At 41.6% G+C, this 22,737-nt stretch carries 25 protein-coding genes; all 25 read left to right on the forward strand.

Annotated features, from left to right (window positions below):
• The first annotated feature begins 43 nt into the window (after positions 1-43).
• Positions 44-616, forward strand: a complete 573-nt coding sequence (locus AC1DSK_RS01495; RefSeq protein WP_477598006.1) for a stage II sporulation protein R — start codon at positions 44-46, stop codon at positions 614-616.
• Between the two features lie 85 nt (positions 617-701).
• Positions 702-1,736: an L-threonylcarbamoyladenylate synthase gene (locus AC1DSK_RS01500; RefSeq protein ID WP_477546293.1), complete on the forward strand. Its 1,035-nt coding sequence runs from the start codon at positions 702-704 to the stop codon at positions 1,734-1,736.
• 57 nt (positions 1,737-1,793) lie between these two features.
• Positions 1,794-2,285 (forward strand): manganese efflux pump, encoded by a 492-nt coding sequence (locus AC1DSK_RS01505; protein WP_477546294.1) that lies wholly within the window; start codon positions 1,794-1,796, stop codon positions 2,283-2,285.
• Positions 2,286-2,294: 9 nt separating this feature from the next.
• Entirely contained in the window at positions 2,295-2,738 is a 444-nt protein-coding gene (locus AC1DSK_RS01510) for a low molecular weight protein arginine phosphatase (RefSeq protein WP_016428266.1), read from the forward strand.
• A gap of 419 nt (positions 2,739-3,157) precedes the next feature.
• Entirely contained in the window at positions 3,158-3,598 is a 441-nt protein-coding gene (gene rpiB, locus AC1DSK_RS01515; RefSeq protein ID WP_016428265.1) for a ribose 5-phosphate isomerase B, read from the forward strand.
• Positions 3,599-3,612: 14 nt separating this feature from the next.
• Positions 3,613-4,164: a TIGR01440 family protein gene (locus AC1DSK_RS01520; protein WP_477546295.1), complete on the forward strand. Its 552-nt coding sequence runs from the start codon at positions 3,613-3,615 to the stop codon at positions 4,162-4,164.
• Positions 4,165-4,185: 21 nt separating this feature from the next.
• Positions 4,186-5,424: a serine hydroxymethyltransferase gene (glyA, locus tag AC1DSK_RS01525; protein ID WP_016428263.1), complete on the forward strand. Its 1,239-nt coding sequence runs from the start codon at positions 4,186-4,188 to the stop codon at positions 5,422-5,424.
• Between the two features lie 398 nt (positions 5,425-5,822).
• Entirely contained in the window at positions 5,823-7,208 is a 1,386-nt protein-coding gene (locus AC1DSK_RS01530) for an amino acid permease (protein ID WP_477546296.1), read from the forward strand.
• Positions 7,209-7,599: 391 nt separating this feature from the next.
• The gene (upp, locus tag AC1DSK_RS01535) at positions 7,600-8,229 is read left to right on the forward strand and encodes a uracil phosphoribosyltransferase (protein ID WP_016428261.1); all 630 of its coding nucleotides are present in this window, start codon (positions 7,600-7,602) and stop codon (positions 8,227-8,229) included.
• Positions 8,230-8,248: 19 nt separating this feature from the next.
• On the forward strand, positions 8,249-9,364 hold the full coding sequence (gene wecB, locus AC1DSK_RS01540) for a non-hydrolyzing UDP-N-acetylglucosamine 2-epimerase (RefSeq protein WP_477546297.1): 1,116 nt from the start codon (positions 8,249-8,251) through the stop codon (positions 9,362-9,364).
• Between the two features lie 474 nt (positions 9,365-9,838).
• On the forward strand, positions 9,839-10,051 hold the full coding sequence (locus AC1DSK_RS01545; RefSeq protein ID WP_477546298.1) for an AtpZ/AtpI family protein: 213 nt from the start codon (positions 9,839-9,841) through the stop codon (positions 10,049-10,051).
• A 240-nt stretch (positions 10,052-10,291) separates the two neighbouring features.
• Positions 10,292-11,002 carry a F0F1 ATP synthase subunit A gene (gene atpB / locus AC1DSK_RS01550; protein ID WP_477546462.1) on the forward strand — a complete coding sequence of 237 codons (711 nt, stop codon included), beginning with the start codon at positions 10,292-10,294 and terminating at the stop codon, positions 11,000-11,002.
• A gap of 59 nt (positions 11,003-11,061) precedes the next feature.
• Positions 11,062-11,286 (forward strand): F0F1 ATP synthase subunit C, encoded by a 225-nt coding sequence (gene atpE / locus AC1DSK_RS01555; protein WP_477546299.1) that lies wholly within the window; start codon positions 11,062-11,064, stop codon positions 11,284-11,286.
• 150 nt (positions 11,287-11,436) lie between these two features.
• Complete coding sequence (gene atpF, locus AC1DSK_RS01560; RefSeq protein WP_016428256.1) at positions 11,437-11,970, forward strand: F0F1 ATP synthase subunit B; 534 nt, start codon at positions 11,437-11,439, stop codon at positions 11,968-11,970.
• Positions 11,967-12,503 carry a F0F1 ATP synthase subunit delta gene (locus tag AC1DSK_RS01565; protein WP_477546300.1) on the forward strand — a complete coding sequence of 179 codons (537 nt, stop codon included), beginning with the start codon at positions 11,967-11,969 and terminating at the stop codon, positions 12,501-12,503. The genes atpF and AC1DSK_RS01565 overlap by 4 nt, the downstream gene beginning before the upstream one ends.
• 27 nt (positions 12,504-12,530) lie before the next feature.
• Complete coding sequence (gene atpA / locus AC1DSK_RS01570; RefSeq protein ID WP_016428254.1) at positions 12,531-14,039, forward strand: F0F1 ATP synthase subunit alpha; 1,509 nt, start codon at positions 12,531-12,533, stop codon at positions 14,037-14,039.
• A gap of 42 nt (positions 14,040-14,081) precedes the next feature.
• The gene (gene atpG / locus AC1DSK_RS01575; protein ID WP_477530878.1) at positions 14,082-14,939 is read left to right on the forward strand and encodes an ATP synthase F1 subunit gamma; all 858 of its coding nucleotides are present in this window, start codon (positions 14,082-14,084) and stop codon (positions 14,937-14,939) included.
• Positions 14,940-14,969: 30 nt separating this feature from the next.
• Positions 14,970-16,385: a F0F1 ATP synthase subunit beta gene (gene atpD / locus AC1DSK_RS01580; protein ID WP_016428252.1), complete on the forward strand. Its 1,416-nt coding sequence runs from the start codon at positions 14,970-14,972 to the stop codon at positions 16,383-16,385.
• A gap of 24 nt (positions 16,386-16,409) precedes the next feature.
• Complete coding sequence (locus AC1DSK_RS01585) at positions 16,410-16,817, forward strand: F0F1 ATP synthase subunit epsilon (RefSeq protein ID WP_016428251.1); 408 nt, start codon at positions 16,410-16,412, stop codon at positions 16,815-16,817.
• Positions 16,818-17,136: 319 nt separating this feature from the next.
• Positions 17,137-17,373, forward strand: coding sequence for a DUF1146 family protein (locus AC1DSK_RS01590; protein ID WP_016428250.1), 237 nt, complete (start codon positions 17,137-17,139; stop codon positions 17,371-17,373).
• 370 nt (positions 17,374-17,743) lie between these two features.
• Positions 17,744-19,045 carry a UDP-N-acetylglucosamine 1-carboxyvinyltransferase gene (gene murA, locus AC1DSK_RS01595; protein WP_477546301.1) on the forward strand — a complete coding sequence of 434 codons (1,302 nt, stop codon included), beginning with the start codon at positions 17,744-17,746 and terminating at the stop codon, positions 19,043-19,045.
• 507 nt (positions 19,046-19,552) lie between these two features.
• Positions 19,553-20,530 carry a stage II sporulation protein D gene (gene spoIID / locus AC1DSK_RS01600; RefSeq protein ID WP_477598008.1) on the forward strand — a complete coding sequence of 326 codons (978 nt, stop codon included), beginning with the start codon at positions 19,553-19,555 and terminating at the stop codon, positions 20,528-20,530.
• Between the two features lie 34 nt (positions 20,531-20,564).
• On the forward strand, positions 20,565-21,218 hold the full coding sequence (locus tag AC1DSK_RS01605) for a peptidoglycan DD-metalloendopeptidase family protein (protein ID WP_477546303.1): 654 nt from the start codon (positions 20,565-20,567) through the stop codon (positions 21,216-21,218).
• A gap of 55 nt (positions 21,219-21,273) precedes the next feature.
• Entirely contained in the window at positions 21,274-21,546 is a 273-nt protein-coding gene (locus AC1DSK_RS01610) for a sporulation transcriptional regulator SpoIIID (protein WP_016428245.1), read from the forward strand.
• Between the two features lie 182 nt (positions 21,547-21,728).
• Entirely contained in the window at positions 21,729-22,724 is a 996-nt protein-coding gene (gene mreB / locus AC1DSK_RS01615; protein ID WP_477546304.1) for a rod shape-determining protein MreB, read from the forward strand.
• Positions 22,725-22,737 lie beyond the last annotated feature (13 nt).

Genomic DNA, 22,737 nt, shown 5'->3' on the forward strand with positions numbered 1-22,737 from the left:
CTATCAACACCTTGTCCACAATGATGTCAAGGGGGAATGAACAGTGATACAAGATTACGAGATTTTCAGAAACGAAGAACAGCAAACGAAGCGGTCTCCATGGATTGAACTCATCCTGTCGCTCTTACTCATTCAAACATTACTATTTTTATTGCCAGTTATTAGCGGTGCAGCCGAGGCAGTACCAGCAGACGCTATTCAAATAAGAATTGTGGCAAACAGCAACACAAGCGAAGATCAACAGATCAAATCGTTAATTCAGCAAGAAATTCAACCACTTCTTGAAAAAGCAGCTGCCAGCGTTCAAACAACGGCACAACTTGAAAAAGAATTGAATGAGCTATCTGCGGAAATCACGTTAAAAGCACAAGATATCACAAAACAGGCAATCCATATCAGCTTGGCAAAAGCATTGATTCCACCAAAAACAGATGGCACTTACTTTTATGCACAAGATTTTCACCAATCACTTGTTGTGAAAATTGGAAGTGGCAAAGGTGACAACTGGTGGTGCGCATTATTTCCAAAGGTATGTTTTCAAGAAGAAGAAGAAGAAGTGATAGAAGAAGAGCCCGTGAAGTTTTGGACATGGGAGTGGATAAAAAGTAAGTTTTGATAAGAGTTATACACATTTACACACCTAGTTATCAACAACATGTGCATAACTAAAACATTATCCTCATAGAAAGGAGAAATATCGCATGGAAACGAAAAAACTCATTGTGGATAACGATGTGAATAAAATCGAAGTTTATTCACAAGCTGTGGAAAAATTAATGGCTGGTGAAGTTGTCGCATTTCCTACTGAAACAGTTTACGGTTTGGGAGCCATTGCTACGGATGAACAAGCAGTCGCGAAAATCTTCGAGGCAAAAGGCAGACCTTCCGATAACCCATTGATTGTTCATGTTGGTAAAGCTTACGACATCTTAAAATACGTCACTACTGTTCCAGAAAAAGCAGATGCGTGCATCAAAGCGTTTTGGCCAGGTCCATTAACACTGATTTTAGATGCAAAACCAAATACTTTCGCTCCGAATGTAACCGCTGGCTTATCAACAGTAGGGTTACGCATGCCTGATCATCCAGTTGCACTGGAATTACTGACCATGCTTAATTACCCCGTTGCCGCACCAAGTGCAAACCGCAGCGGAAAACCAAGCCCAACGACTGCTCTGCATGTGGAGAAAGATTTGAACGGACGAATTCCTCTCATCTTAGATGGAGGGGCTACCGGAATCGGACTTGAATCAACCGTTGTGGATTTTACTGTTGATCCACCCGTGATCCTGCGTCCAGGCGGCGTTACAGCGCACATGCTACGGGAAGTTATTGGCGAAGTAATTGAACCAGAAACAACCAAAGTGGATGGAGCATCCGTACCACGGGCACCTGGCATGAAATATGCACATTACGCACCTGATGCGCCAGTGTATTTAATTCAACCAGATGTGAACGCGGTAAAGAAAGCCATTCAGACCATACATATGAAACAGCAAAAAGTTGCTTTACTCGCTACAGACGAATTCAGTCAAGGCGGGGCAGACTGGTTCTTTTCGCTCGGCGATCAACAAAATCTCGAAACTTCTGCACAACATTTATACGCGCATTTACGTTCGTGCGATGAAACAACGGCTGATATGATACTCGTTACGGTACCTGAAAAAACAGGTGTTGGTGCAGCCATTTTCAATCGTTTGGAAAAAGCAGCCGATGGCAACTGGTGGCACTCCTAATCTCTTCCTTTTTTGCATATGCTAGAAGCAATGCAATAGAGGGGGGAGATTTTTTCATTGTCTACAGAAATGCTTGCGGGGCTACTTACCGCACTGGATGTCGTCGCACTTTATAGTGTATTACCAAAAATCCGCTTCCCGCTCATCCTTTCCATTTGGACAGGAATTTTACATATGATTTTCCCGCTCATCGGGTTTCTAGCAGGAGAGTGGATTACCTCGTTCATCGTTGAAGGTGGACGTCTCATCTCCAGTATTCTTTTATTTCTTACAGGTGTTCATTTATGCTTATATCAACAAAAACCAAAATCTACACTCATTCCCCCCATTTTTCTTGCCATTGTTGTCAGCATTGATACCTTTTCAGTTAGCCTTTCTTTTGGTATGCTTCAATTACAAAAGTGGTTTTTCTTATTCAGTGCCGGCTTTTTCGCTTTAGCGTTTTCATATGTTGCGCTAAAAAGCAAACTGATCAAAGGACCATTGCTAACACGCATATCAGGAGTATGTCTCATGTTGATGGGATTGCTCACTTTGCTAAATAAATGAGGGATTCACGTGAACATCTATTTCATATGTACTGGAAATACTTGCCGCAGTCCGATGGCGGAAGCAATATTCCAATCTCATAATAAAGAAGGAATGCACGTACGTTCAGCAGGAATCTATGCAATGGACGATGGTGACATTTCGGAAAATGCCAAACAAGTTATTCGTGAAGCTGGCATTGATTTCACACACTATTCCCGTCAGGTAAGTGGAGAGGATGTACGCTGGGCAGACCTTGTATTGACCATGACCTCTGCACATAAGCAACTAATCATGCAGGCTTTTCCTTTTGCTGCAGACAAAATATTCACCTTGAAAGAATACGTACGCCCATACGGTTCCCACGACGTGTCCGATCCATTTGGCGGTGACGTGTACATGTACCGTCAAACTTTCCAGGAGCTCACTCAACTGACGAATGAATTACATTCAAAATTAAATGAAGAACAATGACGGCTCTTAATGATTGGGAGCTGTTTTTATTTTAATAGTTTTGTTTTCGCTACGCTCCTGTTTTGAAGAAGTGATATCTCACAACAAGTAGACTTGTGAGACAGTTTGTTGCTGTCTTTTCCGTTTGTGAAAAATTTAACGCTCAAACTGGCTTGTTTATCGATCAGTCTAGAGATTTATCGCTCAAACAAGTCTCGTTGGCAAGTTAACTTAAGGAGACGGCAGGCTTCATTTCTAGATAAACAACTTCGAAATGGAGATATGCGCCAATGAAATAAAGAAAACCACCTCTGATTCCTCCATATCCCCTTATGAATTCAAGATAACCCAAATCAAAGAATGGCTAGAAAGGCACTTTGCGCTTTTCTTAGTAAAGATGGTAAGATAAAAGCGAATATGAATAGAAATGAGGGACTGAAATGAATATCGCGATATCTTCCGATCACGGGGGCAATACTTTGCGTAAAGAAATTACTTCTTTACTTGACGAACTGGGACACACATATCAGGATTTCGGTCCACAAACGAGCGATTCAGTCGATTATCCGGACTATGCAGGACCTGTTTCAGAGGGGGTTGCTACTGGGAAATTTGACCGAGGCATCTTAATTTGCGGTACAGGTATTGGCATGTCAATTGCAGCCAATAAAATCAAAGGAATCCGTTGTGCATTGGTTCATGATGTGTTCAGCGCAAAAGCGACACGTGGCCATAATGATTCCAATATATTAGCAATGGGCGAACGCGTAATTGGTGGCGGCCTGGCTCGTGAAATTGTGAAAACATGGTTGGAAAGCGAATTTGAAGGTGGACGTCACGAACGTCGCGTCGCAAAACTTTCAGAACTCGAAAACAAATAGAGGAGTTTGGTCATATGGATGCACACACAATGTGGCAGCCGCAACTCGAACAATTGCTCAGTGAGTTTGCGACACAAGTCACGTTCACACCAGGGCAAATCATTGTTATCGGTTGCTCGACCTCTGAGATTGTTGGAAAACGAATTGGCTCGGCAGGAGGGCTTGAAGTGGCGGAAAGCTTATTCGAACCGTTGCAAGCATTTGCAAACAAGCATGAGATTCATTTAGCTTTTCAAGGATGCGAACATATTAACCGAGCGCTAACGATGGAAAGACAAACGGCACATACCTACGGTCTAGAACCGGTAAATGTCATTCCAGTTCAAAAAGCGGGAGGTTCCATGTCTGCCTACGCCTATACACATTTCAATGATCCGGTTGTGGTCGAGCAAGTAAAAGCCCATGGTGGCATCGATATTGGACAAACTTTGATCGGCATGCACATCAAACCTGTAGCAGTGCCGATCCGAACATCTGTAAAACAAATTGGTGAAGCGATTGTCACACTCGCTACTACCCGTCCGAAACTCATCGGCGGAGAGCGAGCAGTATATAAAATCAAGTAGACATAAAGGGGATATGGACACATGAAGAAGATTGCTGAGCAAGACAAAGCCATTTTTGAAGCAATGACTGCTGAAAAAACACGTCAACAAGGGAATATCGAATTAATTGCATCTGAAAACTTTGTTTCAGAAGCAGTAATGGAAGCTCAAGGATCTGTATTAACGAATAAATATGCAGAAGGCTACCCAGGAAAACGATATTATGGTGGCTGTGAACACGTAGACGTAGTGGAAAACATTGCGCGTGACCGTTTGAAAGAAATATTTGGAGCGGAACATGCTAACGTGCAACCACATTCTGGCTCTCAAGCAAATATGGCGGTTTACATGACTGTACTTGAGCAAGGCGACACGGTTTTGGGAATGAATTTATCCCATGGCGGTCACTTGACTCATGGTTCTTCAGTCAACTTCAGCGGGATTCAATATAAATTCGTTGAATACGGTGTGGACGAAATGACTGAAACAATCGATTACTCGGATGTGCGCGAAAAAGCCTTGCAACATAAACCAAAAATGATTGTTGCTGGAGCAAGCGCGTATTCACGTACACTTGATTTTGCTAAATTCCGTGAAATTGCAGATGAAGTCGGAGCGTACTTAATGGTTGATATGGCTCACATTGCTGGCTTAGTAGCAGCTGGAGAGCATCCAAATCCAGTACCTCATGCTCATTTTGTAACGTCAACGACACACAAAACACTTCGTGGTCCACGTGGTGGCTTGATTCTTACAACCGAAGAATTTGCGAAGAAAATTGATAAAACAATTTTCCCAGGGATTCAAGGTGGTCCATTGATGCATGTAATCGCTTCGAAAGCAGTAGCATTTGGAGAAGCACAACAACCTGAATTCAAAACGTATATTCAACAAGTGGTCAAAAATGCGAAAGCATTATCTAACTGCTTAATTGATGAAGGCATTGATGTTGTTTCAGGCGGCACGGACAATCACTTACTGCTCGTTAACTTAAAGTCTTTGAACTTAACTGGTAAAGTAGCAGAAAAGTTATTGGACGAGGTTGGCATTACAGTGAACAAAAATACGATTCCTTTCGATAAAGAAAGCCCATTCGTTACTTCAGGTATCCGAATTGGAACACCAGCTGTAACATCTCGTGGTTTCAAAGAACCAGAAATGAAAGAAATCGCGTCAATCATGTCGAAATTATTGAAAAACCATGAAGACGAAGCAGTTCATAAAGAAGCGGCTGAACGAGTAGCAGAACTTACTTCTAAGTTCCCTCTTTATCAGGTATAGAAGAATTGATTTATGCATAATTATTGAAGGACTTCTCCCATTTGGAGAAGCCCTTCTTTTTTATGGAAAATCATTCCATTTCTAATATTGAAATACTATAATAGTAATTCAATATTAGAAATTATTTTGGATAGAATAATGTTTAGCCGAGTGATATTGGGGTATTCCTACCATTACTTCAAGATAGTAAAGATTGGAAAATAATTACCAAAATTTAGTGTTGGGAGCAAATTCATCTATTTTGAATAGTAAAATCGTCGCTTACTACTAGCACATATGTAACTAGTCAAACTATTAGAAATGTTTTATATTTATATAATACTTATTTTAAAAGAGTATTATAAATTGAAAAACTATTTTTCATCACGAAGTACAGAAGAACTAAGGGGGATTTCAATATGAAAGGCAAGACGCAACCAAAAGGTCTTCAACGGGGGCTTGAAGAAAGGCATATAACACTGATGTCTTTAGGAGCAGCCATCGGAGTAGGGCTGTTTCTTGGGTCTGCAACGGCAATAAAGTTAGCAGGACCGAGTATTTTATTTGGATATGCATTCGCCGGGATGATGATGTTCTTTATTATGAGAGCACTTGGGGAAATGGCTATTCACAAACCAGTAGCGGGTTCGTTTAGTAAATACGCACGTGATTACTTAGGACCGTTGGCAGGATACATAACTGGATGGAATTATTGGTTCTTATGGGTCGTAACTTGTATGGCCGAAATCACGGCTGTTGGTATTTATATGGAATACTGGTATCCAGACACGCCGCGATGGATCTGGGCTTTAGCAGCATTAGTTGCAATGGCTTCGATTAACTTTTTAGCAGTCAAAGCGTATGGTGAATTGGAGTTCTGGTTTGCTTTAATTAAAATCGTCACGATTATCGCGATGATCTTTATTGGGGCAGGCATGATCGTATTTGGTATTGGTAACGGGGGCATCGCAACCGGTATCAGTAATTTATGGGAACACGGGGGCTTCTTCCCGAACGGAATTGAAGGGCTTTTATTATCTCTGCAAATGGTTATGTTTGCTTTCCTTGGAATTGAAATGATTGGTGTAACAGCTGGAGAAGTCAAAAATCCAGAGAAATCGCTTGCAAGAGCGATTGATTCGGTTTTCTGGCGCATTCTAATTTTCTATGTAGGGGCACTATTTGTCATCATGTCCATTTATCCATGGGAGGAAATCGGATCAAAAGGAAGCCCGTTTGTAATGGCATTTGAACAAATCGGTATTCCGGGCGCAGCTGGTATCATCAACTTCGTTATTTTGACAGCAGCACTATCTTCTTGTAACAGTGGGATTTTCAGTACGGGAAGAATGTTGTTTAACTTGGCAGAACACGGTGAAGCTCCAAAGAAATTTGCAAACCTAACAAGAAACGGTGTCCCAGGAAAAGCCGTTATTGCAACAGCAACGGTTTTATTGGTTGGGGTAATTTTGAATTATATAGTGCCGGCTAAAGTATTTACATGGGTAACGAGCATCGCAACTTTCGGTGCTATCTGGACGTGGGGGATTATTTTGGTTTCTCAAATCCAATTCCGTAAGAGACTAAGACCGGCGGAGAAAGCAAAACTGAAATACAAAGTTCCTTTCTTCCCGATCACATCTTATATTGCACTTGCTTTCCTAGTGTTTGTTATCGTTGTAATGGCATATTCCCCGGACACAAGGATCGCACTTGTTGTTGGGCCACTATGGCTAGTTTTCTTAACAGTTTATTATTATGGAAAAGGGTTCCACAAAAAGAACCGAGCCCATCACTCGAAGTAAACTAGTGTGGAATTTTAAGGCACCATGGACGATAAGTCTGTGGTGCTTTTCTTATTTTTTTGACAGACATGATGTGAACAAGATGGTCTTCCGTAGATTTTGGGAAAGTACCACCAAACTTATTAGCCCCTCACACTTCGTGTTCGGGGTGTTTTTGTGGGGATAACTGGATGAAAGGGAACAAACATGGTGCGAAAAGGAATAAATGCGAAAGGGAACAAATCAAAATGAGAGGGAATAAACACTCCTCTCCAATCGGAAAGGAACCTTTCAATCAATCATCTTGTCATATAAACGAAACTTTCTTAAAAATGTAAATATGAAGGGAGTCGAGCGTAACCGTTTTTTTCTGCTATAATAGATAAAGTTTGAACGTAAAGGAGAGGACAAAATGGGAAAAGTATACGTATTTGATCATCCATTGATCCAACATAAATTAACATACATCCGTGACAAGAAGACGGGTACGAAAGAATTTCGCGAATTGGTAGATGAAGTAGCAACATTGATGGCTTTTGAAATTACACGCGATATGCCTCTTGATGATGTTGAAGTAGAAACTCCAGTAACAACAGCTAAAGCAAAAGTTTTATCTGGTAAAAAATTAGGCATCGTGCCAATTTTGCGTGCCGGTATCGGTATGGTAGACGGTATTTTAACATTAATCCCAGCGGCTAAAGTCGGACACATTGGCTTATACCGTGATCCAGAAACTTTACAGCCTATCGAATATTATGTGAAGCTCCCAGCGGACGTTGAAGAGCGTGATTTTATATTAGTTGACCCAATGCTTGCAACGGGTGGATCTGCACTTGTTGCAATCAATGCTTTGAAAAACCGCGGTGCAAAAAGCATTAAATTTATGTGCTTAATCGCTGCTCCAGAAGGTGTAGAGGTTCTTCAACAAGCGCACCCTGATGTTGATATCTACATTGCTGCCCTTGACGAAAAATTGGACGACCACGGTTACATCGTGCCAGGACTTGGCGATGCAGGTGACCGTTTGTTCGGAACAAAATAAGTAAGGAAGTGCTTTGACCTTGACGAAAAAATGGAAAGTCATGACGATTTTTGGGACACGCCCAGAAGCAATTAAAATGGCACCACTCGTATTGGAACTAGAAAAACATACAGACGAAATCGAATCCATCGTGACGGTAACGGCGCAACATCGCCAAATGCTTGACCAAGTATTGGACACATTCGGCATCACACCCGACTTCGATTTGAACATTATGAAAGACCGACAAACTTTAATCGACGTGACAACACGTGGACTTGAAGGATTGGATGCAGTCATGAAAGAAGCGAAGCCGGACATCGTCTTGGTACATGGCGATACGACAACGACTTTCATTGCAAGCTTAGCAGCTTTCTATAACCAAATCGCAGTTGGTCACGTAGAAGCGGGACTTCGTACATTTAATAAATACTCACCATACCCTGAGGAAATGAACCGCCAATTAACTGGTGTTATGGCAGACCTTCATTTCTCACCGACGGAAGTATCTGCAGATAACCTTCGCCGTGAAAACAAACCGGAAGATCGCATTGTCGTAACAGGCAACACGGCGATTGACGCGTTGAAAACAACGGTTCGCGAAGAGTACTCGCATCCTGTACTGGAACAAATCGGCTCAGACCGCATGATTTTATTGACGGCACACCGTCGTGAAAACTTGGGTGAACCGATGCGCAACATGTTCCGTGCAATCAAACGTTTGATTGAAGAACATGACGACGTACAAGTTGTCTACCCAGTTCATATGAACCCTGCTGTACGTGAAGTAGCAAATGAAGTCCTTGGAAATGATCCACGTATTCACTTGATCGAGCCTCTAGAAGTACTCGATTTCCATAACTTCGCAGCACGTTCTTTCATTATATTGACTGATTCAGGCGGCGTGCAGGAAGAAGCACCTTCTTTAGGGAAACCGGTTCTTGTATTGCGCGATACGACTGAACGTCCAGAAGGAATCGCGGCAGGAACATTGAAGCTAGCGGGTACGGACGAAGAAACAATTTATGGTTTAGCAAAAGAATTGCTTACGAACGAAGAAGCTTATGCATCAATGTCTCATGCATCCAACCCGTATGGTGACGGTGAAGCATCAAGTCGAATCGTTGAAGCGCTGAAAGTCTATTTAAATAAGTAGCAAAAAGGAAAAGGGACAGCCTCGGCAGTCCCTTTCACTATGACATTGTTAGGGAATTGAATCCGAAAACGTGAATTTTAGATATAGTTGTCCGAATTCTAGATAAACGTAGGTGAAATCTAGATAACGCTACTCGAATTGAAGATATCACCACACAAAATGCAGATAACCTTCTTCGAATACGAGATAACCTCGAGATAACCACTACTAACCAATCTGCACCAGCACCAAAATAGAGTTATTTCATAACAACTCAGCCTGCTGTTTGCAAATTTGTCGACAATATGTCGATTGAGGCGACTTTGTGAAGTTTTTCACGGGAATCAATTGACATCATTTTACCCCTATTGTATGCTTACAAAGGGTATGAATGAGAGGGCTTTCATGTGTATAATTCACGTTGAAACCTTGTCGTATCTGCTTTCTATCAGATTCGCGATTTTTACAAAGTCATGCAAAAACGTGAGGATCACCATGCGTCAAACGAGACGTCCTTTACAAGAAATGGCCCTTTATTCAGCTATTCTCTCACAACTTGTTGGTTCTATTTTAATAGGAGTTTTCACTGGAATGTGGCTCGATGACAAAATAGACACCACCCCGATATTTTTAGTGCTTTTTCTGTTCATTGGCCTTGCAGTCGGTGTAACAGCCATGATCTTGACCATTCGAAAGAGTGAATCATGATTTAGACCGTTATTTATGTATAGGAAGAAACTCATATAACAGTTTCAACAGTAAGACCATACATAGAAACAACTTTCCGTTTAAACACCCTTTGCAACAATTTCTTTCGGTTTGACATGAAGAATGTCGAAATCAGGAAGAAGCATGAATTTAGTAATCTCGATTGTCTTCTATTAATAGTGGACAGGATTATATACATGAAAAACTCTATACCGAATTGTGAAAGAGAGGTGAATGCACGTGCATCATGAGAACCCGACGGTGGTATGGCTTGGGCTTACGTTCAACCTATCAAACGTTATGATGCTAACAGTAACGGCACTTATCGTTCTATTAATCGCAGTAGTTTCTACTCGGAACTTAAGTTTAAAGCCAACTGGTATGCAAAATTTTATGGAGTGGTTAATGGACTTCGTAAAAGGGATTATCAAAAGCAATATGGACTGGAATACAGGTGGACGATTCCATGTTCTAGGTATTACTCTTATCATGTTCATCTTTGTAGCGAACATGTTAGGTCTACCATTTTCAATCGTTATCAATGGTGAATTGTGGTGGAAATCTCCAACCGCAGATCCAATCGTAACGATGACGTTAGCGGTTATGGTCATGATATTAACTCATTACTATGGCATCAAGTTAAAAGGTCTTTCCGAGTACGGAAAAGATTTCTTAAAACCTCTACCGTTCCTTCTGCCCCTTAAGATTGTAGAAGAGTTCGCCAATACGGTGACACTTGGTCTTCGACTTTACGGGAACATTTATGCAGGGGAAGTATTGCTAGGGTTACTAGCAGGTATTGGTGGCGCAAGTATTTTTGGTTTTGCAGGAGCATTGATTCCAACATTAGCTTGGCAAGGTTTCTCGATTTTCGTCGGAACGATTCAATCGTTCATCTTCGTCATTTTAACAATGGTTTATATGTCTCACAAAGTGAGTCATGATCATTAAGTATAACTTGTTCAATACTTGAACAAAGAAAAAACAAATTTCAAGGAGGCAACACACACATGGAAGGTTCAATTGGAGTATTAGCAGCAGCAATCGCAATCGGTTTAGGAGCTCTAGGAGCAGGTATCGGTAACGGATTAATCGTATCAAAAACAATCGAAGGTATGGCTCGCCAACCTGAAGCACGTGGATTATTACAAACAACAATGTACATCGGGGTTGCATTAGTAGAAGCCCTTCCTATCATCGCAGTAGTTATCGCGTTCATCGTTTTAAATAAATAATATATATATACTCACAAATGGTAATGGCGAAGTTGATCTTTGACGATTCTTCGTCATTCTCTTATGAATATTGGTCGTTTTTAAACATAGAAAATCCATCTGTTTAGATTCAGATAAAGACTTGAAGCTCTTGAAGGGAGTGAAACAATCGTGTTTTTGGATTACCTCGTCCTAAATGCCACTACAGAACATGCTGTAAAAGCACTTAACACTGGTGACATTTTTGCTACTTTAATCGTTTTCATCCTTTTAATGGTCCTATTGAAGAAATTCGCATGGGGTCCGTTGATGGGAGTAATGAAGCAACGTGAAGAGTTAATTGTTAGTGAAATCGAAGCAGCTGAAAAAAGCCGCCAAGAATCACATCAATTACTTGAAGAACAACGTGCCTTATTAAAAGAAGCACGCACAGAAGCACAAGCGATTGTTGAAAACGCGAAGCAACAAGGCGATGCACAACGTGAAGAAATCATCACAACTGCACGCGCTGAAGCAGGCCGTTTGAAAGAATCAGCTGTCCGTGAGATTGAAACAGAAAAAGAAAAAGCTATCGCAGCAGTACGCGAAGAAGTTGTATCTCTATCTGTTCTTGCAGCATCTAAAGTTCTTGGAAAACAAATTTCTGAAGAAGATAACCGTGCGTTAATCGAAGAAACGATTGCGAAGGCAGGCGATGTAGTGTGAGTCAATCAACTGCAGCGAAACGTTATGCCCTAGCATTGTTTCAACTAGCACAACAACATAACCAACTAGCTCACGTGGAAGAAGATTTCCGTGAAGTGAAAGTGGTATTTAAAGAAAATCGTGAATTGCAGGTTATGCTTGCTTCTCCAAAGCTTTCTTTAGACCGTAAAAAAGAGTTGATTCGTGAGTTATTCGGTAAAGCTAATCCATTCGTAGTGAATACACTGCAAGTGTTGATTGACCGTAAACGAATCAATGAAGTAGTGACAGTAGCTACTGAATTTGAAACACTTTCAAACGAAGCACAAGGTATTGCTGACGCGAAAGTATTCTCTACACGTCCTTTGACTGATGATGAGCGTGCGGCGATTTCGTCTGCATTTGCACACAAAGTAGGGGTACAATCTTTACGCATTGAAAACGAAATTGATCCATCATTGATTGGTGGCATTCGTCTTCAAATCGGGAATCGTATTTTCGATAGCAGCGTAAGCGCTAAGCTAGACCGCTTGAAAAAACAACTTATTGGTTAATATTATGAAACGAAAGAGGTGACATACATGAGCATCAAAGCTGAAGAAATCAGTGTCTTGATTAAACAGCAGATTGAAAATTATCAATCTGAGATGAAAGTTAGCGATGTTGGTACAGTTATCCAAATTGGTGATGGTATCGCTCGTGCTCATGGTCTCGACAACGTCATGGCTGGAGAGTTATTGGAATTCTCTACCGGTGTTATGGGTATGGCACAAAACTTAGAAGCGAACAACGTAGGTATCGTTATTCTAGGACCATATGCAGATATCAAAGAAGGCGATGAAGTACGTCGTACAGGCCGTATTATGGAAGTACCAGTTGGACCAGAATTGATTGGCCGTGTTGTCAATCCACTAGGCCAACCAGTTGATGGCTTAGGCCCAATCAACACAACAAAAACTCGTCCAATCGAAAGCCCAGCACAAGGTGTTATGGCCCGTAAATCGGTTCATGAACCATTGCAAACTGGGATCAAAGCGATTGACGCACTAGTGCCAATCGGCCGTGGTCAACGTGAGTTAATCATCGGTGACCGTCAAACAGGTAAAACAGCTGTTGCGATCGATACAATCCTTAACCAAGCTGACCAAAACATGATTTGTATTTACGTAGCAATCGGTCAAAAAGAATCGACTGTTCGTAACGTAGTTGAAACGCTTCGTAAAAACGGCGCATTAGAATACACAATCGTTGTTACTGCATCAGCATCTCAACCAGCTCCATTATTGTACCTAGCTCCTTACACAGGTATTACAATGGCGGAAGAATTCATGTTTGATGGCAAGCATGTACTAATTGTTTATGATGATTTATCTAAACAAGCTGCTGCTTACCGCGAACTTTCATTATTACTTCGTCGTCCTCCGGGTCGTGAAGCATATCCAGGGGATGTATTCTACTTACATAGCCGCTTGTTAGAGCGTGCTGCTAAGTTGAATGAAACACTTGGTTCAGGGTCAATTACAGCTCTTCCATTCGTTGAGACACAAGCTGGAGATATCTCTGCTTATATTCCAACAAACGTAATTTCGATTACGGATGGACAGATCTTCTTACAATCTGACCTATTCTTCTCAGGTGTTCGTCCAGCAATCAACGCGGGTCTTTCAGTATCACGTGTTGGTGGTTCAGCTCAAATTAAAGCCATGAAAAAAGTTGCGGGTACACTACGTCTTGACTTAGCTGCATTCCGTGAACTTGAAGCATTCGCTCAATTCGGTTCTGACCTTGATAAAATAACTCAATCCAAATTAAACCGTGGTGCACGTACAGTAGAAGTATTGAAACAAGACTTGAACAAACCGCTTAAGGTTGAAAAACAAGTTATTATTCTTTACGCTCTTACACGTGGTCACTTAGATGATATTCCAGTTCAAGATATCGTTCGTTTCGAGAACGAATTGCACAGCTGGTTAGATTCAAACCACACAAACGTTTTAGATCACATCCGTACAACAAAAGATCTTCCTGCTGACGAAGACTTAGTAAACGCGATCTCAGCGTTTAAAAAGACATTTGCTAAATCAGAGTAATCTTTTTGGATGAATAAAAAACGATAAGGTGGTGAAATACCAGTGGCATCATTACGCGACATTAAAAGCCGAATAACATCGACAAAGAAAACGAGCCAGATTACAAAAGCGATGCAAATGGTGTCGGCTTCGAAATTGAACCGTGCAGAATTGAATGCGAAATCATTCGTTCCTTACATGGCGAAAATTGAAGATGTCGTAGGAGCAATCGCTTCAGGAACTAGCGATAATGGGCATGCAATGCTCAAATCTCGTCCAGTAGCGAAAACTGCTTACCTCGTCATCACTGCTGACCGTGGACTTGCGGGTGCATACAACAGTAACGTGTTACGTGCTGTAACGAATGCAATTCGTGAACGTCACACATCAAATGATCAATTTGTAGTCTTTGCAGTTGGACGTATCGGTCGTGATTTCTTCACGAAACGCGGCATTACAGTAATTGAAAGTGCAGTCGGTTTACCGGATCAGCCTTCATTTGCTGATATTAAGGAAATAGCGCGCAAGGCTGTTGGTATGTTCACAGAAGGTATGTATGATGAACTTTATATGTACTACAACCATTTTGTTAGCGCCATTCAACAAGACGTTACAGAGAAAAAGGTGCTTCCGTTAACGGACATCGCTATGACAAGCACGGCTGCTTCATATGAATTCGAGCCTTCAGGCGAAGCAATTCTTGAAGTACTGCTTCCACAATATGCGGAAAGCTTGATCTACGGTGCTTTACTAGACGGCAAAGCAAGTGAACATGCTGCACGTATGACAGCAATGAAGAGCGCAACCGATAACGCAAGTGAACTAATCAGTTCATTGACATTACAATTCAACCGTGCACGTCAAGCTGCGATTACCCAAGAAATTACGGAAATCGTCGGCGGCGTAGCGGCTCTAGAATAGAAGAAGTAAGTAAGACAGGAGGGAACAAGTATGAACATAGGACACGTTCTTCAAGTAATGGGTCCAGTTGTTGACGTTAAGTTCAACAACGGCCAGTTACCAGCAATCTATAACGCATTGACAGTTGCGATTGAACGTCCAAACCAAGAGCCAACAACGTTAACTCTTGAAGTTGCGTTACACCTTGGTGACGACTCTGTCCGTACAGTAGCTATGTCATCTACAGATGGCTTGAAACGTGGTGCGGAAGTTACAGACGCTGGATCAGCAATTACAGTTCCAGTTGGTGACATCACATTAGGTCGTGTATTCAACGTACTTGGTGAAGTAATTGACTTAGGCGAAGAGATCCCGGCTGAATTACGCCGTGACCCGATTCACCGTCTTGCACCAACGTTCGAACACCTTTCAACGGAAGTTGAAATTCTTGAAACAGGAATCAAAGTAGTAGACTTATTAGCTCCTTATATCAAAGGTGGTAAAATCGGTCTTTTCGGTGGTGCCGGTGTAGGTAAAACTGTACTTATTCAAGAATTAATCAATAACATCGCACAAGAACACGGCGGTATCTCGGTATTCGCAGGTGTTGGTGAGCGTACGCGTGAAGGAAATGACTTATTCCACGAGATGAGCGATTCTGGCGTAATCAAGAAAACAGCAATGGTATTCGGTCAAATGAACGAGCCGCCTGGTGCACGTATGCGTGTTGCCTTGACTGGTTTGACAATGGCTGAGTATTTCCGTGATGAGCAAGGTGCAGACGTACTATTGTTCATCGATAATATCTTCCGTTTCACTCAAGCAGGTTCTGAGGTATCAGCCCTTCTAGGTCGTATGCCATCAGCCGTTGGTTACCAACCAACACTTGCTACTGAAATGGGTCAATTGCAAGAGCGTATCACGTCTACTAACGTAGGTTCTGTAACATCGATTCAAGCGATTTACGTACCTGCCGATGACTATACGGATCCAGCTCCAGCAACAACATTTGCTCACTTAGATGCAACAACAAACTTAGAACGTAAACTTTCTGAGATGGGTATTTACCCAGCGGTAGATCCTTTGGCTTCAACTTCTCGTGCATTGTCACCTGAAATCGTTGGCGAAGAGCACTACTCAGTTGCTCGTCAAGTACAATCAACACTTCAACGCTACAAAGAACTTCAAGATATCATTGCGATTCTTGGTATGGATGAGTTATCTGATGATGACAAGTTAACGGTTAACCGTGCTCGTCGTATTCAGTTCTACTTATCTCAAAACTTCCACGTAGCTGAGCAATTCACTGGCCAAAAAGGTTCATACGTACCGGTTAAAGAAACAGTTCAAGGATTCAGACAAATTCTTGATGGTAAATATGATCACCTACCTGAAGATGCATTCCGTTTAGTTGGACGCATTGAAGAGGTTATTGAAAAAGCGAAAAGCATGGGCGTTGAAGTTTAATAACAGGGACCAGGAGGGGAAAAAATGAAGACCATCAAAGTCAATATTGTCACTCCCGACGGCCCGGTATACGATTCTGAAGTCAACATGATCATTGCCTCTACAACAACTGGTGAAATTGGTGTGCTACCTGGACACATTCCAATGGTTGCTCCACTTAAAGTGGGTGCCATTCGTCTGAAAAAGGAAGGAACAACTGAAATCGTAGCAGTAAGCGGCGGTTTCTTGGAAGTCCGACCTGACCAAGTATCCATTCTAGCTCCATCAGCTGAAGTAGCTAGCACAATTGATATCAATCGTGCGAAAGAAGCAATGAAACGTGCTGAAGAACGTCTGAACTTATCAAAACAAGACGACGTCGATTTCAAACGTGCGGAACTATCATTGAAACGCGCAATGAATCGTATCAACGTTAATGAGGGTAACATCTAATAAAAGATGGCGAGTCGAGGAGTAGTATTCTCCTCGACTCGTTTTTTTATTTGATAGGTGGGGGTCTCTCTATTTCACAGATCGATATAGAGGATTCATTGTTGTTTATTTACAATGCTCAATGTTATATCTGAATGTAACGAATGTATTTCTGGAAATGGGTTTTCAATCTCCAATTTCATTTTTCTACACAATTCGAACGTGATAAGTTTATTAACTTAATTTTTCACATTCGTTCGTATGCTGCCAGACAACATCTTAACAAAAGTGTTTTCCTTACTTAATTCGACCACTTTTCAAACAAAAAGGAGCAATCACCATGTATACACAAATTGGGCAACAAGCAATCCTTGGCATTTTATCGCATACATTTTTTATCGGAATTACATTCTTTGCACTTCGTGCTGTCATGATCGAAAAAGTTGTCAAAAAGCAACATGTTTTTCAAGTGCAACTACTATACATCCTTTTGAGCATTGCAATCGGTTCTTCAGTGTCGAACTTCTTTCTGCACATGTCGACTTGGTCGAAACAGATTCCGTTCCTCTTTTCATAAAGAGTCTCTTTATGTCCATAAAGATGAACGAGTTTCGTAGCTATGGCCATGGAGAGAACAAATATTACCCGGGAAATAAATTGTCGAAGGATGGTTTAATCCTAGTGTCGAAGGGAATTAGTAGGTAGAATAACTTAACAAAAAAGAGTTTAAAAGAGTTCCATTTTGACCGACACAAAGAACTTGTGACTTACGTATCATATAAAACAGTTACTTGTCAAAAAGTTCACAAAAAATGAGGGAATGGGTACTTGTGTTATACGAGAAATGTCTGTAATATGAGTAATGTTTTTATTCCTAATAAATGACATCATACGAGTTAAATCGACACATAGAGAAAAATCATTATATAAAACATGGAGGGTCAACATTGGATAAAATTATTGTAAGAGGCGGCCATAGGTTAACAGGGAAAGTAAGAGTAGAGGGTGCAAAAAATGCGGTACTACCGGTATTGGCAGCAGCTCTTTTAGCATCAAAAGGAAAAAACATCATTCGTGACGTAGCGAACTTAGCAGATGTTTACACGATAAATGAAGTATTGAAAAGTTTAGGTGCAACAGTGCAATATTTCCCAAAACAAAACGAAGTCATTATCGATTCTTCAGCTGCATTATCAAGTGAAGCTCAATTCGAATACGTTCGTAAAATGCGTGCATCGATCTTAGTAATGGGACCGATTTTAGCTCGTAACGGCTTTGCGCGTGTAGCACTTCCAGGGGGTTGTGCAATCGGTTCTCGTCCAATCGATCAGCATTTAAAAGGTTTTGAAGCGATGGGCGCTGAAATCTCATTTGGTCATGGATTTGTTGAGGCAAGAACAGAAGGTCGCCTAAAAGGTGCTAAAATTTATATGGACTTCCCAAGTGTTGGCGCAACTGAAAACATCATGACGGCAGCAGCATTGGCAGAAGGAACGACAATTCTTGAAAATGCTGCAAGAGAGCCGGAAATTGTAGATTTGGCGAACTTCATCAACGAAATGGGTGGACGTGTTATCGGGGCTGGTACCGACACGATTCGCATCGAGGGTGTAGAGGAATTAGAAGGTACACTTCACCATATCATTCCTGACCGTATTGAAGCAGGTACATTCATGGTGGCAGCTGCCATCACAAAAGGTGATGTAACAATCGAAAACGCAGTTCCTGAGCATATGGCAGCGTTAATTTCCAAAATGGAAGAAATGGGTGTTCATATCAATGAAGAAGAAGACGGACTTCGTATCCGTGCAACTGAAACATTGAAATCAGTGGATATTAAAACAATGCCGCATCCTGGCTTCCCGACTGACATGCAATCACAAATGATGGCATTGATGTTAACGGCAACTGGCTCGGGAATGTTGACTGAAACGGTATTTGAAAACCGCTTTATGCACGTAGAAGAATTCCGTCGCATGAACGGGAACGTAAAAATTGAAGGTCGCTCGGTTATTATGCAAGGACCATCTGAACTTCAAGGCGCAGAAGTGGCAGCAACTGACCTACGTGCAGCTGCAGCATTAATTTTAGCGGGCTTGGCTTCAGAAGGCGTAACACGCGTTACGGAACTTTACCATCTTGACCGTGGATATGTGAACTTCCACTTGAAACTACAAGCACTTGGAGCAGACATTGAACGCGTTTCATCTGAATCTTCTGATGAAATAGTAATGCAACAAACCGTTTAATCCCTATCCTATCCTATTCCAAAAACCGACATCTTATACCCAAGATGTCGGTTTTTTTGTGGAAAATTTTATTCCCGTTAATACTCAGTTTTGGGAAGAGGGGGTAGGGGGATATTTAGTTTATGCCATTCCTTTTTTATTTGTTCCTATTCGGGAAGCTCACTTTGTTTATATTAATCCGTAACAGTAATACCTCTCAGAATGAAGTGGGAGGGGGCAAGTTGGTTTATTTACGCTTTGCTCCTGTTAGAAGTGTGGCAATATTAACGGGAGGGAATTTTTTTCCCTTTCAAGATTTGTTCCTATTAAGGATACGTTTAATCCCTCTCGCGAGTATTTTATTCCCTTTCGCACTATTCCATTTCACCCAGTTACTTTTAAAAATTATCCTTAGAAGTGTAAAATGGTTTTGTTTACGCTGCGCTGCTGATGGGAGGTCTCGACATACCATATGAAGAAACCCATTTTGAAATCTAGATTTATTCCCATTAATTCAGATAAATTCTAATGCTCTCTGTAATTCATATTCTTTACTCTATCATCATATATTCCACCATGAGATACTTAGCCATTGTCATCACCTGTCTCTGTTTATTCCTCCTGCCACTGCAAATAATTAAGAAACTACCGCAACAAGGGCAAGTGTCAGCACCCGAACCCGAAACCGACAATGTTGTAGCTTGTGAACCTATACTAATTCGCGTGGAAGGGCATGCTGAGCCGTTTCCATTAGAGGACTATATCAAAGGTGTCGTACAAGCAGAAATGCCAGCTACGTTCAAGCTAGAGGCCTTAAAAGCGCAAGCAATTGCCGCACGAACATTCGCACTCAAAACAACCAATTTTGGTTCAAAATCTATTAAACCAACTACTTCACACCAAGCGTTCATCTCACCGAGTGAACGCATATCCCCTCCAAACATCGCACAAGCAATCACGGAAACTGCCTCACAAATTCTTACCTATAACAATGAACTCATCACAGCCATGTTTTTCTCCACGAGCAATGGGAAAACGGAAAGCGCGAAAGGGTATAGTGGCAACGACATTCCATATTTAGTCATCACGGATAGCCTGGGGGATACCATATCTCCGAAGTTCAACAACACGAAAACATTCACCCTGAAAGAATGGAACGAAGCATTCGGCTTTAATTGGACAGCCGATCACTTCAAGACACTGGTGCTGACGCCAAATGAATCACAACGAGTCAAACAAATGACGACCACACAGCACGAATGGACAGGCCGTGAAATAAGGGATATTTTAGGGCTCCCCTCAACGGATTTCGAAATTGATGCATCCAATCCAAATCTTATCACCGTATCAACGAAAGGATACGGGCATGGAGTCGGGATGAGTCAATACGGAGCAAACGCTATGGCGCAGGAAGGGAGTAAGGTAGAGGAGATTTTGAAACACTACTATCCGAAGACGGAAATAAAAAATTTCCAATCTATTCAACCAGGATGTTTAAAACCTTGAATCGCTGACAACACTAGCATCAGAGGTGATGAATATGCGAGAGGAAAAATCTAATAATCCTTCTCTACCAAAAAAACCAAGTAAAAAACAAACGTGGCTATGGCCAGCGATTTACGTAGGGTTTTCGCTGCTATTTGTCGGCATGATCTGGGGGTACAATGCGTTTATTGATTCTGATAATGTCGCAAAAGGTCCACGAACTGAAGACACGGGAGCAAAAGAAGTTGCTGTAACGTCTCAAAAAGAGTCAATGAAATTCCCATTTGACGAAGCGATGCTTGACCAAATGACAATTCTGCAAGATTTCTATGATCCTACTGCAACGGACGAATCACAAGAAAATTCTCTTCTTGTATTCAACCAAACTTACGAAACAAGTAGCGGTGTGACCATCTCAATTGAAGGCGAACCGTTTGAAATTTTAGCCGCAATGAGTGGTACAGTAAAAGAAGTAAATCTTGATCCATTCCTTGGGGACGAAATCGTTCTAGAACATGAAGACGGCCTACTTACACAATACCGTTCCGTAAAAGAAATTTCAGTGAAAGCCGGTGACCATGTACAACAAGGTCAACCTATGGCAACTGCTACTGAAAATGAATTCAACCCAACAGCTGGTGTTCATTTACAGTTTGAAGTGTATGACAATGGAGAAGCAATTAATCCACGTACGTACTTAGCGTTCTAATTCCCAACTTTAAGGCATACGGTATAGGAAACGTTCGGTACGGAAGGATGCGGTCTTGCACGAACAGATCCGGAAACGTTGCCTAGAGCTTGGCGTATTGGTGCATGAAACGGGCTTAACGGTACGCGCGGTTGCAAAGAAAACGGGCTACTCGAAAAGCACGGTGCACAAAGATTTAACAGAACGTTTAAAACTAGTAAATGAAGCACTGGCCAAAGAAGTTAGTGAAATCCTTGCCTATCATAAGTCGATTCGACATATCCGGGGCGGGGAAGCAACGAAACAGATGTGGAAACTTAAAGAGGAACACACAGAAGAAACGTCATGACGATTACTCGTCATGGCGTTTTTTCATGTGGTAAAAGAACACCGAAGTTCGTTTTCAGAACAGGACTATTTACTGAAAAAAGATGTAATTATTTGCTCTCTATGATAGAATAGTCAGTTAGTAGAGACAAAGATAGAGAAAGTCAACTATTATGGGATTTGTAGGAAGGGGAAACAAGGTTCATGTTTGCTAAAGATATTGGAATTGACCTTGGAACGGCTAACGTTTTAATACATGTAAAAGGTAAAGGCATTGTATTAAACGAGCCTTCAGTAGTAGCAATGGATCGCAAAACGAAACGTGTGTTGGCAGTAGGCGAAGAGGCACGTAAAATGGTAGGGCGTACTCCCGGAAATATAGTGGCGATTCGTCCGCTAAAAGACGGAGTAATCGCTGATTTTGATGTGACTGAAGCGATGCTAAAACACTTTATTAATAAACTGGATGTAAAAGGATTTTTATCAAAGCCACGTATCTTAATTTGTTGCCCAACGAATATCACAAGTGTGGAACAAAAAGCGATTCGTGAAGCGGCGGAGAAATCTGGCGGCAAAAAAGTTTTCCTCGAAGAAGAACCAAAAGTGGCGGCGATTGGAGCGGGCATGGATATTTTCCAGCCAAGCGGAAATATGGTCGTTGATATTGGTGGGGGAACAACAGATATCGCGGTCCTTTCGATGGGTGACATTGTAACGTCCGAATCGATTAAAGTAGCCGGCGATGTGTTTGATAATGATATTTTACAGTACATAAAACGCGAATATAAGTTATTGATTGGCGAACGTACGTCTGAAGATATTAAAATAAGAATCGGTACGGTATTTGCTGGTGGACGCAATGAAGAAATGGAAATCCGCGGCCGAGATATGGTTACAGGCTTGCCACGAACTATTCTAATCACTTCTGAGGAAATCGAAAAATGTTTGCGAGAATCCATTGCCATGATCGTGCAGGCTTCGAAAAATGTTCTGGAAAAGACACCTCCAGAATTATCTGCAGATATTATCGACCGTGGCGTGATTTTAACAGGTGGCGGCGCACTGATGCACGGCATTGATTTCTTGCTTGCACAGGAATTGAAAGTTCCGGTTTTAATAGCCGAAAACCCAATGGACTGTGTAGCCATCGGTACAGGTATTTTACTGAACAATATTGGCAAAGCTTCCACTCGACTGTAAAGATTACCAACAA

It is taken from the genome of Paenisporosarcina sp. P4_B8 (genome assembly GCF_056402175.1).